Origin of the sequence: Paractinoplanes abujensis, from assembly GCF_014204895.1 — a bacterium.
Classification (GTDB): domain Bacteria; phylum Actinomycetota; class Actinomycetes; order Mycobacteriales; family Micromonosporaceae; genus Actinoplanes; species Actinoplanes abujensis.
Genome location: NZ_JACHMF010000001.1, coordinates 8985130 through 9000450, shown reverse-complemented (window position 1 = coordinate 9000450; position 15321 = coordinate 8985130). Strand labels below are relative to the sequence as shown.

General features: G+C 72.0%; 14 protein-coding genes and 3 pseudogenes. 4 read left to right on the top strand and 13 right to left on the bottom strand.

Annotated features, from left to right (window positions below; all coding sequences use genetic code 11):
• Window position 1: 1 nt before the first annotated feature.
• The 3 pseudogenes from BKA14_RS45765 to BKA14_RS44780 form a co-directional block, all read right to left on the bottom strand.
• Window positions 2-364, bottom strand: a pseudogene (locus BKA14_RS45765) (GNAT family N-acetyltransferase); the annotation flags it as partial.
• Window positions 361-837 (bottom strand): annotated as a pseudogene (locus BKA14_RS41480) (GrpB family protein); the annotation flags it as partial. The pseudogenes BKA14_RS41480 and BKA14_RS45765, both read right to left, overlap by 4 nt.
• A 36-nt stretch (window positions 838-873) precedes the next feature.
• Window positions 874-1377: pseudogene (locus tag BKA14_RS44780) on the bottom strand (pyridoxamine 5'-phosphate oxidase family protein); the annotation flags it as partial.
• Window positions 1378-1601: 224 nt separating this feature from the next.
• Here BKA14_RS44780 and BKA14_RS41470 point away from each other — a divergent pair.
• Window positions 1602-2207, top strand: coding sequence for a hypothetical protein (locus tag BKA14_RS41470; protein ID WP_184957263.1), 606 nt, complete (start codon window positions 1602-1604; stop codon window positions 2205-2207).
• A 520-nt stretch (window positions 2208-2727) separates the two neighbouring features.
• Here BKA14_RS41470 and BKA14_RS41465 read toward each other — a convergent pair.
• From BKA14_RS41465 to BKA14_RS41430, 8 genes are all read right to left on the bottom strand, one after another.
• Window positions 2728-3183, bottom strand: coding sequence for a GNAT family N-acetyltransferase (locus tag BKA14_RS41465; RefSeq protein WP_184956182.1), 456 nt, complete (start codon window positions 3181-3183; stop codon window positions 2728-2730).
• Window positions 3184-3194: 11 nt separating this feature from the next.
• Window positions 3195-3842, bottom strand: a complete 648-nt coding sequence (locus BKA14_RS41460) for a hypothetical protein (protein ID WP_184956181.1) — start codon at window positions 3840-3842, stop codon at window positions 3195-3197.
• On the bottom strand, window positions 3839-5245 hold the full coding sequence (locus BKA14_RS41455; protein ID WP_184956180.1) for a selenium-binding protein SBP56-related protein: 1407 nt from the start codon (window positions 5243-5245) through the stop codon (window positions 3839-3841). The genes BKA14_RS41460 and BKA14_RS41455 overlap by 4 nt, the downstream gene beginning before the upstream one ends.
• Window positions 5246-5304: 59 nt before the next feature.
• A complete protein-coding gene (locus tag BKA14_RS41450) occupies window positions 5305-7380 on the bottom strand; it encodes a sensor histidine kinase (RefSeq protein ID WP_184956179.1) in 2076 nt (691 codons plus the stop codon).
• A 327-nt stretch (window positions 7381-7707) separates the two neighbouring features.
• Window positions 7708-8325, bottom strand: a complete 618-nt coding sequence (gene trmB / locus BKA14_RS41445) for a tRNA (guanosine(46)-N7)-methyltransferase TrmB (RefSeq protein WP_221477433.1) — start codon at window positions 8323-8325, stop codon at window positions 7708-7710.
• Between the two features lie 51 nt (window positions 8326-8376).
• The gene (locus tag BKA14_RS41440) at window positions 8377-8751 is read right to left on the bottom strand and encodes a hypothetical protein (RefSeq protein WP_184956177.1); all 375 of its coding nucleotides are present in this window, start codon (window positions 8749-8751) and stop codon (window positions 8377-8379) included.
• A 46-nt stretch (window positions 8752-8797) separates the two neighbouring features.
• Window positions 8798-9757 (bottom strand): TolB family protein, encoded by a 960-nt coding sequence (locus BKA14_RS41435; RefSeq protein WP_184956176.1) that lies wholly within the window; start codon window positions 9755-9757, stop codon window positions 8798-8800.
• A 104-nt stretch (window positions 9758-9861) separates the two neighbouring features.
• A complete protein-coding gene (locus BKA14_RS41430; RefSeq protein WP_184956175.1) occupies window positions 9862-10617 on the bottom strand; it encodes a hypothetical protein in 756 nt (251 codons plus the stop codon).
• Window positions 10618-10687: 70 nt separating this feature from the next.
• On the opposite strand from BKA14_RS41430, the gene BKA14_RS41425 reads away from it, so the two are divergent.
• Both BKA14_RS41425 and BKA14_RS41420 read left to right on the top strand, forming a co-directional pair.
• Complete coding sequence (locus BKA14_RS41425; RefSeq protein ID WP_184956174.1) at window positions 10688-10996, top strand: hypothetical protein; 309 nt, start codon at window positions 10688-10690, stop codon at window positions 10994-10996.
• A 66-nt stretch (window positions 10997-11062) separates the two neighbouring features.
• Window positions 11063-11704 (top strand): alpha/beta fold hydrolase, encoded by a 642-nt coding sequence (locus BKA14_RS41420; protein WP_184956173.1) that lies wholly within the window; start codon window positions 11063-11065, stop codon window positions 11702-11704.
• A gap of 58 nt (window positions 11705-11762) precedes the next feature.
• Here the strand turns inward: BKA14_RS41420 and ggt are convergent, their stop codons facing one another.
• Both ggt and BKA14_RS41410 read right to left on the bottom strand, forming a co-directional pair.
• The gene (gene ggt, locus BKA14_RS41415; RefSeq protein ID WP_184956172.1) at window positions 11763-13562 is read right to left on the bottom strand and encodes a gamma-glutamyltransferase; all 1800 of its coding nucleotides are present in this window, start codon (window positions 13560-13562) and stop codon (window positions 11763-11765) included.
• Window positions 13563-13650: 88 nt separating this feature from the next.
• The gene (locus BKA14_RS41410) at window positions 13651-14397 is read right to left on the bottom strand and encodes an SDR family NAD(P)-dependent oxidoreductase (RefSeq protein ID WP_184956171.1); all 747 of its coding nucleotides are present in this window, start codon (window positions 14395-14397) and stop codon (window positions 13651-13653) included.
• A gap of 69 nt (window positions 14398-14466) precedes the next feature.
• On the opposite strand from BKA14_RS41410, the gene BKA14_RS41405 reads away from it, so the two are divergent.
• Window positions 14467-15291, top strand: a complete 825-nt coding sequence (locus tag BKA14_RS41405) for a LysR family transcriptional regulator (RefSeq protein WP_184956170.1) — start codon at window positions 14467-14469, stop codon at window positions 15289-15291.
• Window positions 15292-15321 lie beyond the last annotated feature (30 nt).

Below are 15321 nucleotides of genomic sequence, written 5' to 3'. Positions count from 1 at the left end.
GCCAACCGGTGGACTCGTAGAACGTGATCGCCGGGGACCGGCCGGCGGCCACCACGGTGAGTGTCAGCACGCGGTGGTGGCGGGCGGCCCAGGCGCGGGCCTCGGCCAGCAGCGCGCCCGCGATGCCGTGGCGGCGGGCCTCGGGGACGACGAACAGCCGCGTCACCTCGTCGTCGAGGACGGCCACGTGCCCGACGATCAGGGCGTCCTGCTCGGCCACCCACGCCGCCGTGTGCGGGGTGAGCCAGGCCTGCGGATCGCCGGGCCAGTTCAGGGGGTAGGCATCGGCTGTGTGGACCTGACGCAACGCGTCGGCGCAGGCGGGCAGATCGTCGTCGCGCCGCGGGCGGACGGTCGCCGTCACGACAGGCGCTCGATGAACGGCGCCTTGCCGGCCCGGTAGCGCGGACGGTCGTCCGGATCGGCCTCGGCCAGCGACAGCTTGAGCCGCGCGTACTCGGCGGCGTCCTCCGGGTGTGCGCGCAGGTGATCGCGGAAGGCCAGCAGCCGCGGCCACGCGGACGCCGCGGTCTCGTAGACGTGCAGGTGGTGGGTGCGGCGCGCGATGCTCGGGAAGCAGAACGACCACTTGCGGGCCGCGACGTCACCCGGTTCGGGGGCGTGCACCCACCCGATGGCGGCCATCGCCTCGATCACACCCGTTTCCCCGTACGAGGGGACGCGCGCGGCCATGTCGATGATGGGCTTGGCCGGCAGGCCCGGCACGGACGTGCTGCCGATGTGCTCCACCGGGCCCGCCAGCCACGGGGCCAGCGCCTCCTCGACCCGCGAGCGCTGCTGCTCGAAGGCGTCGGGCCAGCTCACGTCGTACGGGGAAATTTTGATCGGGTCTTGTCTCTGCTCCACGTGGGCCCTCCAGAACTGGCGCGCGGCGAAGCCCTCGCGGCGCAGCCAGTGCTCGGTGTAGACGATGCGGGTGGCCTCGACGACGATCAGGGTGTCGCGGGGTGGCTCGGTGAGCGGGCGGCCCCGCTCGACGTGCTCGTTCTCCCAGCGGAACGCCGCCCAGTAGCGCTCGCGCCCGGGGTCGCCGGGCGGCAGGACACGGGCCTCGCCGAAAACCTGCGCCCCGCGGCTGGCGGCCAGCCCGGTCAACGGGGCGAAGACGCCGATCGAGACACGCGGGTCGGCTTCGAGGTTGCGCACCTTGGGCGAACGGGGCGCGGCGGTGAACATGACCGCGAAGCCGAGCGAGGAGTAGCGCACCGGCGTGGCCAGCGCGCCGCCGGGGCCGGTGGTCGCCAGCACGCACATGTTCTGCGACGACAGCAGGTTGAGGATGCGCTCCTCGAGGCGCTCCCGGGGCAGCCGTCCGGCGGGCATCGGCTCGGCGAGCCAGGGGTTCGTCAGGGGCATGTGATCTCCGCTCGTCAGCCTCGCAGGGTACGCGGCCGCGCACTTGGGAATGTCGTACCCGTCGATTAGAATGTATGTACGAAAAGGGCCTGTGAGCTGCTGATCTTCGGCGTGTCAAACGCGCCTCGGATCGTGTTGTGGCCAGTTAGGAGATCGACGTGACCGCGTCCGTCCTGAGTGTTCCCTCGACCAACCCCGTGCCCGTCATCCCGCCCTACGCGACCATGCTCGGCTTCACCCGGTACGTGACCCGCACCGGCCCGGCCAAGGCCACATTCGTCGGCGGCCTGCGTCGCGCCCGCGAGCGCCGGTCCGGCTTCAACCCGCACGGCCAGCTCGTCAAGGCGCTCAAGGCCGACATCGCGTTCCGCACCGGCGGCAGCTACCTGTCCGGCGTGGTCGACCTGGTCAAAGACAGGTGGAAGCCGCTCTACGAGTCGGTCAGCGCCGGCGCCAAGACGTACTTGGCATCACTGGGCGACCCCGCCCAGGTCGGCCTGGCCCAGACCCGCGACGCCCTGGCCTCGGTGGGCCCGCTGGTCGTGAAGATCAACCCCCACTTCGGCCTGAAGTACGAGGACGGCCGCCGCGAGGCGGTCCGTCTGCACTTCGACGAGGCCCCGCCCTCGCCCGAGCTGACAACGGCCATGCTGCACCTGATGGCCCGCCACATGGACCAGATCCTGCCCAACGCCGACCCCGTCCTGGTCGACCTGCGCCGGGGTCAGGTCCACCGCCTCGACCCGGCGACCAAGCCCACCGACATCGAGACGTGGCTGGCCGGGGAGGCGGCCGCCTTCACCGCCATGTGGAGCACGCCGGCCGCCTGACGTTCGCACCGGCGACGCCCCGACGGCGGGCGGGGCGTCGCCCGGGATCGACAGCCGGCCGAGCAGGACGCCTGCGGAACGCCGGGCCGGACCGCCGAGCCCCACCGGAAGCCGACCCGACAGAACCCGGCGCTGCGGCGACACATCGGAGGAACCCGCTTCGCGGTTCCGCCGCGACGGGAGCACGCCTGACCTGACCCCGTGCCGGACCACGACAGCCGTCTGACCGCACTGGAGGAGCGGGAAGGGCTCGCGGCTTGAAGGGAAACCGCGGCCGACGACCGGCAGCGCCACGCGGACCAGCGGGACATCGAAGCGGAACAACGCGCGTCGACCGGGGACATGCGCGACGAAAGAGCCGACGAACGGGACCGGACCGCCGACCGGCGCGAGGCGAAGCTGGATCAGCGGAAGATCGACGGCGAGCTCACTCACTGGAACGCGCCCCCGAAGACCTGAGCCGCGGGCTGCCCGCGGCGGGTGCAACTCGTCGTGCTGTGCTCGAGGCACCGGGGCGGTGTTACAGGTCTTTGGCCATGTTGCGGCTGGTTTCGACGTAGCCCAGTTCTTCGTAGAGGCTGCGAGCCCCGGTGTTGTGGGCGAAGACGCGTAAGCCGATGCGAGTTATGGCGTTGGCGTGGCACCAGCGTTCGGCCGCCTGCATGATGGCACGGCCGTAGCCCTGACGACGCAGGCCGGGCTCGACGGCCACGTTGTAGACGAAGGCCTCCTGATCGGTGACCTTGACCCAGAGGAAACCGATCCTGCGGTTGCCGTCGTAGGCGTGCCAGATGTGGTGGCCGGGGGTGGCGGCCTCGTCGGGCAGCAGGCGGGTGTATGTCTCGGCGGCCTCGCGGGCTGCGTCCTGCGGCGTGCGGCCGGTGGCGATGACGCTTCGGGTGTAGTGGGCCTCGGCGTCGGCCCGCCACGGCTTGTACTGGTCGGCGGTCATCGGTTCCAGACGTACCTCGGTCACGCCTGACTACGTTAGGCGGTCAGGGCGATCGTCAGGGCGCCGGCGCCGACCATCACGGCGGCCCACAGGCGGTCCACGTTGAACCAGGCTCGGCGCAGGATGGTGACGCCTACGAATTCGTAGACCAGCACCGCGCACAGGGCCATGGCGGCGAACATGGCGATCGTGTGGATGCCGGCTGCGGCCACGCCTTCGAGGGCGGCCAGCGGGGTGCCGTCGAGGCCCGCCGGCGGCATGTGGCCGGAGTGGGCGCTGGTCACGGGGGTGGCGGCGAGCACGGGCAGTAGCATCAGGCCGGCGCCGTGGGCCGAGGACATGAGGAACGACCAGCCGGTGAGCTGGGTGTTCGACAGGCGCATGCCGGCCCAGCGGAAGTGGCGCTCGGACAGCAGACGCCACAGGCCGAAGGCGACCAGCACTGTGCCGCCCGCGATGCCGACGATGTTGGCCGCCACCACTGAGGACGTGGCGGAGACGATGGCGGCCACGATGGCCACGGAGGCCAGGTGGCCCAGGGCGATCGGGGGCAGCGAGGTCAGCAGCACCCGGCGGGAACGTTCCTGCATGCCCCGGGCCACGGCGAACAGCCAGCCCATGGCCGGGTTGAGGCCGTGGAAGGCCCCCAGCCCGGCCAGGGCGGCGATCTGTCCCCAGGTCATGCGGAGGGGAAGCAGTACGAGTCGGAACTGGCGTCGCCGCCCTGCAGGCGGGTCTGGTGGACGCGGCGGCCCCGGAACTCGTCGCCGTGCGGGAAGAACCGGGGGTCCAGGGTCAGACCGCCGGTGCCGGCCACGTCGATCTTGGCCAGCCAGGCGCCGACGCCGTCGGGGTAGAACTGGTCGTCCCACGAGCCGTACAGGGAATTGGTGACGTAGACCCGCCGGCCGTCGCGTGACACCTCGACCATCTGGGGGCCGCCGGCCAGGCGCTCGTCGGGGAAGGACGGGTGCGGTGTGCGGCGGACGATGCCGCCCAGGTGCACCGAGCCGACTTCGACGGGGTGGAACGGGTCGCTCACGTCGTACTGTTTGAGTTCGCCCGTGCCCCAGCACGACACGTACAGGAATTTGTCGTCGACGGAGAGGTCGATGTCGGTGACCAGCGGCGGCACGGCCCCGAAGGGCTGCAGCGCGGGCGGCAGGTCCTCGGTGGCGGCGGGCTCGGCCGCGATGTCGATCACCTTGGTGACGGCGAACTCACCGTTGACGCGGTGCCACAGCCAGATCGACGCGGACAGGTCCTCCACGCTGACCACGACACCCACGAAGCCGTATTCGCGGGTGGGGTCGTGGGCGGGCCGCAGCTCCAGGGTCATCTGATACTGGTCACCGAGGTCGACGGTCTGCACCAGCGTGCGTTTGGTCAGGTCCCAGAAGTGCAGGCGGTGACCGTATTTGCGGCCCAGGAGCAGCTCCGGGTCGATCCCGTCCTCGATCATGTCGGGCGTGCCCCACTCCGAGGTGACCAGCACGTCACGGGTCAGGTGCCACCAGAAGTCGTATGCGAGGAACTGGTCCCCACGGTCGGCTTCCCATTTTCCCCGTACGTCGAAGGTCGTGTGGTCGAGCACGGCGATGCCACCGGGGCCCCCGCCGTCGGTCGCGTTGCCCAGGGCCGACACGTAGATGCCGTCGGGTCCGCAGTGGATGGTGTGCGGCCGCGAGTAGCCGGACGCGCCGAACTCCTCGGGTGAGATCTCCTTGACGATCCGGGGCGCGCGCGGGTCGTCCTTGGTGTCGATCACGTAGAGGCGCGACGAGCGCAGGCCGGGCACGATCAGGTAGCGCCGCTCGACGTGCGGGTGGGGCGCGGTCGGGCAGAGCGCGCTGCTGCACGCGTTCCATCCGAAGTGGTGCAGCTCGTCGCCTGTGTGCGGCAGGTCGGTCCAGCCCACGACCCGGCCGTACGTGTCGGAGGACGGTTCGGTGTCGATGACGGCGATCGCGTCGGGCTGCTGCGCGGTGCGGTCGAAGGCGGCCACGTAGGCCAGCTGCTCGGCCGGGGCGCCCGCCGCGTCACGCGGGGTGGGATAGAACGTCGGGTCAGGAGTCCACCGGGTCATGCAGCTCATCCTCGCCCGCTGATCAGCGTGTGACCAGAGTTACAACTGATAAGAAGTCGTCAACGGGCTTCCATGGGCAGCCGCACGAGAACAGTGGTGCCCGGCCCGTCGTGGGCCAGCAGTTCGATGCTGCCGTGGTGCTTGCTGACAACCGCACGGCTCAGCGTCATGCCCAGCCCGGTGCCCGGGATGGCCGAGTCGCGCGCCCGCGACGTGCGGTAGAGCCCGGTGAACAGCTTCTCCCGCTCGTCGTTGGAGACGCCCAGCCCGGTGTCCGAGACAGCCAGCTCGGCGGCCCGGCCCGCGGCGCGCAGCGTCACGCCGATCTTTCCGCCGTCCGGGCTGTACTTGACCGCGTTCCCCAGCAGGTTGTCCACCACCTGCCGCAGCCGTTTGCGGTCGCCGGGCAGCACCAGCTGGTCCGGCAGCTCGTCGTTGATCACCAGAGGGGCCCCGGCCACGGCAGCCCGGATCTTGGTCACCGAGTCGCGGACGACCTCGGCCAGGTCCATCGGCAGGAGCTGGATGTCGGCGTGCCCGGTGTCCAGGGCGGACAGCTCCATCAGCTCGTTGATGATGTCGCGCAGCTGGTTGGTGTTGCGTTCGATCACCTCGAGCAGCCGCGGCCCGTCGGCGACCAGGCTCTTCTCGTCGGCCTCGCGCAGCAGCTCGGTGTAGGCGCTGATCGACGTGAGCGGCGTGCGCAGCTCGTGCCCGACCAGCGCCAGGTATTCGTTCTTGCTGCGGATCAGCTGACGTTGCAGATCCTCGACGCGGTGCTTCTCGACGAACTGCCCGATGTGTGCGGCGATACCCGACATCAGGGCCAGCAGTTCGTCCTCGGGGTCCTCGATCGAGTCGGCGAAGACGGTCAGCACGCCGAGGGTCTCGAAGCCTTCCCGTACGGGCACCGCCAGCGCGGTGTGCAGGTCGGCCGACGCGGCCGTCTCCGGTGAGATCAGGCTCTGCGGGCGGCCCACGTCACGGATCCACAGGGGCTTGCCCACCTGCCAGGCGCGTCCGGCCAGACCCACCCCGTACGGGAGGTCGGCCGGCACCTCGATGTCGGACCGCGGGCCCGCCGCACTCCACCGGGCGGCCGAACGCACCACCGCGGCCGGCTCGTCGACCAGCCACAACTCGGCGTGCACCCACTCCAGGGTGCTGACCACGGCCTCCAGCACGCGCGGGCCGGCCGCCTCGATGCTCGGCGCGTCGGCCAGGGCCGTGGTGACGGCCAGTTCGCAGGTGCGGAACCGCTCGACCCGTTTGCGGCGGGTCACGTCCTGCACGGCCTGCACCGCCCCGGCTGTGCGGCCGCCCGGCCCGGGGATCGGGTGGGCGTCGATCAGGTAGTGCCGGCGGCGGTCGGGGGCGTTCAGCACGACCTCGCTGTCGACCAGGTGGTCGCCCTTGAGCGCGCGGAACAGGCCCAGGTCGTCGCGGCGCAGCGGGTTGCCCTCGGGGTCGCTGAGCCCTTCCAGCCAGCCTTCGCCGGGGTGCCCGGTCTCGCCCCACAACCGGCGCATCCGCTCGTTGACGAAGACGATGCGGCCCTGCTCGTCGCAGGCGATGACGCCGTCGTGCAGGCTGTCCAGCACCGCGTCGAGGAAGCTGCGCTGCCGGGCCAGCTCGTAGCGGGCCAGCTGCTCGGTCAGCACCAGACCGGCGACGTGGGCGGCCGAGGCCACCGAGGCGATGTTCTCGGGCGTCCACTGGCGGGGTTCGGCGTCGGCTGCGCAGCACACCGCCAGCACCGCGCCGTTCTCATCGCGTACGGGATGGCCCAGATAGGCTCCCCGGCGGCCGGCGATCACGGAACCGGTGAGGTCGTTGATCACGAGTGGGGCGTTGTCGCGCAGGACGAGCGAGGCCAGCGACCCCTCGAGCGGGCCTTCCGGCGTGTTCCAGGGCTCAGCCAGGCCGTGGCTGCCGTACAGGTGCAGGGTGTCACCCCGTACGAGGTGGATCACCCCGACGGGCGCGTGCGCGGCGCGGGCCAGCAGTGCGGCCAGCTCGTCGGCGCCGCCGCCGTCGAGCGAGGCCGGGTGCAGCTCGGCCACCTCGTGCAGCAGGTTCTCGTCGAGGCCACCCGGCCAGGCTTCGCGGCCGGGGTCGTCTCGCCGCTCAGCCACCCGTCCAGCCTATAAGGCGCTAATTGCTTCAAAGCCCCAAATCACCAGGTACGGGTCAAGGCGACCACGAGCCGGCCGGTGAATCGCCGCGGGCGGCCGGGAACGGGCGCGCGGGTGTAGCGGGCGGCCGGGAACGGGCGCGCGGGTGTAGCGGGCGGCCGGTAACGGGCGGGCGGGGGTGTAGCGGTCGGGCAGCGGCGGCCGGACGGACGGTAGGAGGTGGCGGAGCGCGCAGATGCTGACGGGTCGACAGCAGCGCGGCGGCGGCGACGAGCGGCCAGCGGCAGAAGCGGGGCGGGCCGGCAGTGCGGGCGACTGGTGAGTGGTTCAGCGACGCCGGTAGCGCAGATCCGTGATCGGCCGGCCCGCCCCGGCCCCGCGACGCTCGAACTTCGTCTCGGGCCGCCCCGCCCGGTCGCGGTCGACCGCCTCCAGGCCGGGGTCGGCGTCGAGCGTCTCGGCCATGGCCTCGGCGTAGTCGGGCCAGTCGGTTGCGCAGTGCAGGATGCCGCCCGGGCGCAGCCGGTCGCGTAGCAGGGCCACGTTCGCGGGCTGGATCAGGCGGCGCTTGTGGTGGCGGGCCTTGGGCCAGGGGTCGGGGAAGAAGATGTGGATGGCGTCGAGGCAGCCGGGAGCCAGGCGGTGCAGCAAATGCAGGGCATCGCCGCGCGCCACCCGTACGTGGGAAAGGTCTTGATCTTGAATGAGGGCCAGGAGGTTGCCGATGCCCGGCGTGTGCACCTCGATGCCCAGGTAGTCCCGGCCCGGGTCGGCCTGTGCGGTCGCGGCCAGGGTGTCGCCCATGCCGAAGCCGATCTCGAGCACCTTGGGGTTGTCGCGCCCGAACAGCTCGTCCAGATCGAGCGGCGTGCGGTCGCCGTCGGAGATCAAGAGGCCGTGGGTCGGCCACAGGGCGGCGTGGGCGTCCTCGTGGCGGGCGCTCATGCGGCCACGACGGGGATGGAACGTACGGATCGGCGGGTGCACGCCTACTTTCTACGCCGACACGTCGATCCGGTTCGCGCCGCCCTCGCCCAGGTAGGCCAGCGCCTTGGGCAGGAACGCGGCCACCGGGTTGGGCCCGCCCGTCCGCTCGTAGCGACGGCTGAGGTCCTTGAGGTAGAGCGCGCCGGCCTCCTGACCGGGGGCGAGCCGGCCCGCAGCGCGCTCGGCGGACAGGATCATGGCGAACGCGGTGGCCGACTGCTTGGCCGCGTCGCGCTCACCGGTGACCTGGAAAATCAGCTCACGGTCGCGGCCGGTCAGCACCGCGTCGGCGCGCTCGGCCGGCTTCTCCGTACGGGCGGTCCGGTGGACCGGCGTCAGAGGCGGTTGGGGGGTGCGGGCGGTGCCCAGCCCGGAGATGCTCATGCGGTTCCTCCCGTTTCACTCCCCTTCGGCAACCCCGGCCGTCCGCTTAGCGCACCGGCTGCACACTGGGCTGGGAACCCTCACGGAACGGCGCCCGCTTGTTCTTCACCAGGTCGACGACCACGACCCAGGAGCCGCTCTTGTACTGCCCGGTGACGACCGCCCGGCTCGTCGACAGGTAGGCCATCTCGCGGTCTCCGGTGCCGCCGACGGTGCGCTTGGCCCGGGTCCTCGTGTCGTACTCGACCACGTGCAGCGGCTGGTCGTCGGCCTTGGTCTCACCCCGCTGGTACGCGGTCCAGGCCAGCTTCGCCCCGTCCGTACGCCAGCTCGGCACCACGGCGAAACCGCTGGTCTGCAGGCTGCCCCCGCCGTACGCGGCCACGGTCTGCTCGCCCCCGGTGGCCACGGTGCCCACGCTCAGGCAGGCGTCGTAGACGGAGTCGCAGTCGCCGCCGCGGAACGCGATCCGCGTGCCGTCGGGCGACCAGGCCACGGCGTCGTCGGTGCTCAGCCGCTCCTGCAGCGAGCCCGCGCGGGAGGTCACCGGGGCCGGCTCGGCGGGCAGGTCCTCGCTGCGGCAGTCGCGGGGGAACAGCACCTCGGGCGTCGCCCGGCCCGCGGCCGCGATCCGGTAGACGCCCGGGCCGCCCGTGCAGGACAGGGAGGCGAAGGCGATCGACTTCCCGTCCGGCGACCACGAGGGGCCGGCCGCGGCGCGGGTGGTGAGACGGCGCTGACCGGTGCCGTCGGCCTTCATCACCCACAGGTAACCGGCCTTGAGGTAGGCGATCGACTTGCCGTCGGGCGACCAGCGCGGACGGGCCTGATTACCCCCGGTGGTGAGGCGCTTCTCGGCCGAGCCCTGGCTGACATAGATGTCGCCGTTACGCACATAAGCCACCAGGCTGGGCAGCGCGGGCACCGGCGCGGCGCTCGCGGCGGCCGGACACAGCATCGCCCCGGCCACGATCCCCGCCAGTGCCGTGGCTCTGACCACCCTCATGACGAACGCCCCCCGACGCGCTGACCTGCATGTACATCGAGAGGATCGTCGCAACCGTTGTGCTCCTAAGCGATTGCCGCCCGCGAAACCGGGAAATTCCGCCTTTAGGGTCGCGGGGGCTGCTCCTCGGGGTCCCAGTGGTGCGGGTTCCAGTCGGCCTCCGTGGCGACGGCGTTCAACGGGGCGCGGTGCGGGCCGAGACCGCGGGGCCGCTCCTCGATCGGCGCCCCGACGGCGGGCGGGCCGGCTTCCGGCAGGTCGGTGGCCGGCCACTCGAACTGGTAACGGCTCGGCGGGATCGGGGCGGTCGCGGCCCCGTACGTCTGGGTGGCCGAATCGGCGGCCAGCCGGTGCAGCCGGAACCAGCCCGCCGGCACGGCCATGGTCAGAAACGCGATCACCAGGAACTCGGCGGCGCCGCCGAGGACGACGGCCACGCCCAGCCGGCCGCCCGCCGCGCACAGGACGAAACCGCTGAAGAACAGCAAAGTCAGGTAGAGGCCGGCCACGGTGCGCGGGCGGACGTACCAGCCGGACTCGTCGCCGTACCGGTCGGCCAGCCGGCGGGTGCCGCGGCTCCAGGCCAGGTGACAGCCGAACACCACGAGCGCCAGGACCAGCCAGACCACGCTGATCAGGAACGAGACGCCGGCCAGGGCGGCATCACCCGCCTGCACGGCCTGGAACCGGGTGATCGTGTGCGCGATCGACGTCAGGCCCAGCATCAGGGCCAGCAGAACCACGACCCCCGTGAGCACCTGCCAGCCGACCGGCAGCCCTTCGGGCACGGTGTAGGCCGTACGGCAGGTGTGTCCCTGCCCCGGACGATCCAGCCGGGCCCCGCACCGCTCGCATGTCACGACCACGATGATGACCTATGTCCGCGCCGGTTGGTGGGCCCGGACGGGCGGGCCGACGTAGGCTGGCGCCATGATTGCCGCCCGACGCCGACGCGCCGGGCTGCTCGCGGTCCTGCTGATGCTGCTGACCCTGGGCGCGGTGCCGTTCGCCGCCGCTGTCGGCTCCCCCACCTCGGCCGCCGTCGAGACGTCACCCGAGCAACACACCGGCACCGAGCAGACTTCCGCACCGGCCCCGCGGCTGCGACCGGCCGCCGACCTCACGGGCGGTGCGATCGTCCCGGCCCGCGGCCACGCCCCGGCGCTCGTCGATCTCGTTGTCATCGCAGGCGGGGGCGGCCGCGGCGGGGAAGCTTCAAGTTCGGTCCTCCGGGTATAGCGACCGGGCCCTGCCGCGCCCGCAGCCTGCCCGCTTTCCTGCCCGGAAGGAACAAGGATCCGTCGTATGCGCCCCCAGCCTCCGCGCCGTTCGACCCACGCCACCAACAGCCCGCTGAACCGTCTCGTGTACGACCGCTGGGGCGAGTTCGGGCGGCCCGTCGTCCTGCTGCACGGCCTCCTCTTCGACCGCACGATGTGGTGGCCGGTCGCCGCCGAACTGGCCGGCGACTGCACGGTGATCGCCCCCGACCTGCCCGGCCACGGCCAGTGCCCGCCTCGCACCGACTACAGCCTGGAACGGATCGCCGCCGACCTGGCCGCGCTCGTGCACGACCTGCAACTGCACCGGGCGCCGATCGTCGTCGGGCACGGTACGTCGGCGTGGCTGGCGATCGCGTTCGCCGACGCGTACGCGACCCACTGCCTGCTCACCTTGGACGAACCGGACGACAACCTGCCGGCCACAGTCGACGACCTGGTCGCGTCGGCCGGGCTGGCCGCGGTCCCCGAGCACTACCGCCCGTTCGCCGAGCCCCGGCGCGACCCGGGGTTGCTGAGGGCATACGCGGGCTGGACCGCGCAACCACCCACCCGCCGGCTCGCCGTCGCCGGCACCGCGGGCCACTCGGGCCCGGCCGCCGACCACGCGTTCACCCACCTGTCCGACCCCGAAGGTTTCGCCGGGCGGCTGCGCGCCCTGCTGTGACGACAAAACGGAGCCCGCCGCGCCTGGATGAGGCGGACGGGCTCCGGGAAATTGCCGATCAGCGAGGGTGGACCACTCCGGCCGCGCCGCCGCCGCGGCGGACCGGCTCGGCCGAGGCGATGAAACCGCCGCCCCGGGTGAACTCGATCGCGGTGGCCGCGCCGAGCTCGGGCACGTCGGGGCCGAACGTGTGGCCCAGCGCGGTCAGTGCCGGGCCGTAGGTCGCACGGAAGGCGGGTTCGGCCTGGATGCCCGCGGTGTTGCGCTGCGAGGCCCGGGGAGCGGCCATCGCGTCGGGCAGGGACTGGCCCAGCACCACCCGGTTGAGCAGGATCTGCAGGACCGTCGTGATGATCGTCGCGCCGCCGGGGGAACCGAGCGCCAGGAACGGCCGGCCGTCCTGCAGCACGATCGTCGGCGACATCGAGCTGCGCGGCCGCTTGCCGGGGCCGGGCAGGTTCGGGTCGGCCGCGGGGGCCTGCGTGTTGGTGAAGTTGAAATCGGTCAGCTCGTTGTTGAGCAGGAAGCCGCGACCGGGCACGACCATGGCGTTGCCGCCGGTCTGCTCGATCGTGAACGTGTATTCGACGATGTTGCCCCAGCGGTCGGCGACCGTCAGGTTGGTGGTGCTCTGCCCCTGCTCGGTGGGGCCGCCCACGGTGGCGGGGGTGCACCCGGTGGCGTTGATGTCACCCGGCGGGACGGGCTTGGTCAGCGCCGCGCCCGGCTTGATCTGGCACGCACGCTGCTGGGCCCAGCCGTCGGACACCAGCTTTTTCACGACCGAGTTCTTCGTGTACGCCCCCACGTAACGGTTGCGGTCCGCGAAGCTCAGCGCCGAGGCCTCGAGGTAGTAATGCAGCGCCTTGGTGACGTCCGCCTTGGAGAGGCCGGCCGTCTCGAGGATGTTGAGGGCCTCGCTGACCGCCACGCCACCGCTGGACGGGGTGTTCATGCCGTAGACGGTCAGATCGCGGAACTTCGACGTGGTCGGGGCCGGGAATCTCAGCTTGTAGTTCGCCAGGTCGGATCGGGTGAGCGTGCCCGGACGAATCGGGTAGGCCCAGGTGCCGGCGGGGTTGCTGGAGACCAGCGGGTTCTGGACCGTCTTCACGATGTCGCGGGCCACGGCCCCCTCGTAGAGCACGTCGATGCCCTGCTTGGCGATGAGCCGGTATGTGGCCGCGAGGTCGGGGTTGCGCTGCGTCGAGCCCACCGCGGGCGGGGCGCCACCGGGCAGGTAGAGCGCTTTGGTCGCGTCGAACTGCCCGAACGCGGCGGCGTTGTCGGCGATCTGCTGGCGGAACGTGGCGTCGACCGGGAAACCCTTGTCGGCCACGCGGGCGGCCGGCTCGAGCAGGCTCGGCAGCGACTTCGTGCCCCACTTGCGGGCGGCCGCCTGCCAGGTGGCGAGCGTGCCCGGGGCGCCCACCGAGAGGCCGGAGACGCGCGCCTCGGCGAACTCGTACGGCGTGTTGTCGGCCGGGTCGATGAAGTGCGTCTCCTTCATCGTGGCCGGGCCGGTCTCACGACCGTCGATCGTGGAGACGCTGCGCTTGCGGGCGTCGTAGTAGACGAAGAAGCCGCCACCACCGATGCCGGCCGAGAACGGCTCGGTCACGCCGAGCGTGGCCGCGGCGGCGACGGCCGCGTCGACCGCGTTGCCCCCGCGTCGCAGGATGTCGAGGCCGACGGCGGTGGCTGTGGGGTCGACCGTGGAGACGGCGCCGCCGTAGCCGGTCGCGGTGGGGCCCAGCACGGGCGCGTGACCCCCGCCGCCACCTGCGTGGGCCGGCGACGGCGCCACCAGCAGGGCCGCGGTCAATGATGTCGCGCCAAGGATCGGCCGAATCCGCATTGATCCTCCGAGAAATGACAGGCAGTGTCGTTGGTCTATCCCTGCCTACCAGATCCGTCGGGAATGCGCGCCCCGAGACTCGAAACACTCACCACGGCACCGTGCCGTTGTCGTCGAAGAACCCACCGGTCGGGCACTCCCGGCCCAGCGTGGCCAGCCGCACGACGATCGCCGCGCCCTCAGCCGCGGTCCGGGTCAGCGTGAACGGCAGGCCCTGGGCGAAGTCGGTGTCGCAGGCGCCGGGCGCGACCGCGTTGACCAGGATCCCGTCGCGGGACAGGGCCTTCGCGTACTGCACCGTGAGCATGTTCAGGGCGGCCTTCGACACCGGATAGCCCACCGCTCCCGGCATCCGGCTCAGATAGTGGGTGGCGTCGTTCGTCCAGGTCATCGACGAGGTACCGCTCGACACGTTCACGATCCGCGCGGCGGTCGAGCGGCGCAGCAACGGCAGCATCGCCTCGGTCACCGCGATGACGCCGAACAGGTTGGTCTCGAACACCGCCCGGACCTCGTCGAGCTCCGCCGAGCCGGGCGTCTGGGCCGCGAACCGGCCGGAGACGCCGGCGTTGTTGACCACTACGTCCAGGCGGCCGAACCGGTCGCCGATCTTCGCGGCCGCCTCGGTCAGGCCGCGCTGGTCCGTCACGTCCAGACCGATCGGGTGCGCCTCGCCGCCCGCCGCGCGGATCTCGGCGGCCGCCTCGGCGCCCTTCCCCGGATCGCGGGCGCCGACCAGCACCGTCATCCCGAGCTCGGCGAACCGGTCCGCGACGGCCCGCCCGATCCCCTTGTTCGCCCCGGTCACCAGCGCGATTACCGCATCGTCAGTCATGTCTCCAGACGACCACCACCCGGCGTCGCGGACCAGGACCGCCCCGATCTCGATCGATACCCTGAAGGTATGGACATCGAGAACCGGGAGCTTCGCTACTTCGTGGCGGTGGCCGAGGAGCTGCACTTCGGGCGGGCCGCCCGCCGGCTCAACATGGCCCAGCCGCCGCTGTCCCGGGCCATCCGGCTGCTCGAACGGCGGATCGGGGTCACGCTGCTGGAACGCACGAGTCGCGAGGTGCGCCTGACCACCGCCGGCGAAGTGCTGCTGGCCGAGGGCCGGGGTGCGCTGGCGGCGGCGGCCGCGGCGGTACTGCGTACGCAGCGGGCCGCCGCGACGACCCGGCGCCTGGTGCTGGCGCTCAAACCGGGCGGTGACGCCGGACTGTTGCGATCGATTCTCGACCGCTACGCGGCCACCCCGGACGCGGTCCCGGTCGAGCTCGCCTTCAGCGCCGGCGAACGGGCCCAGATGGTTCGCGACGGCCGCGCCGACCTGGCGCTGCTGCACCGGCCGCAGAATGACCTGACCGGCCTCGACTGCGACGACCTGCACACCCAGGGGCAGGTCGTGGTGCTGCCGGAGAGCCATCGGCTGGCCGGCCGGGCCACGGTGTCGATGGCCGACCTGAGCGGCGAGACGCTGCCCCGCTGGCCGGAGGCCCGCCCCGGCGTGACCGGTCATCCGATCAGCGACGTGGACCAGCTGATGCAGCTCATCCTGCTCGGACGGATGGTCGCGGTGCTCCCGGAGTCGATCCGTGATCGGCTGCCGCCGGGCGTGGTCTGCCGGCCGATCACGGACGCCGCCCCGGCCACACTCGTGATCGCGTGGCCCCGGGAGTCCACGTCGCGCCAGGTCGCCGCCTTCGTCGCGGCCAGCTCACCGCGCTGAGGCCGGCGCTGCGGAGTGCACGGCCGGTTC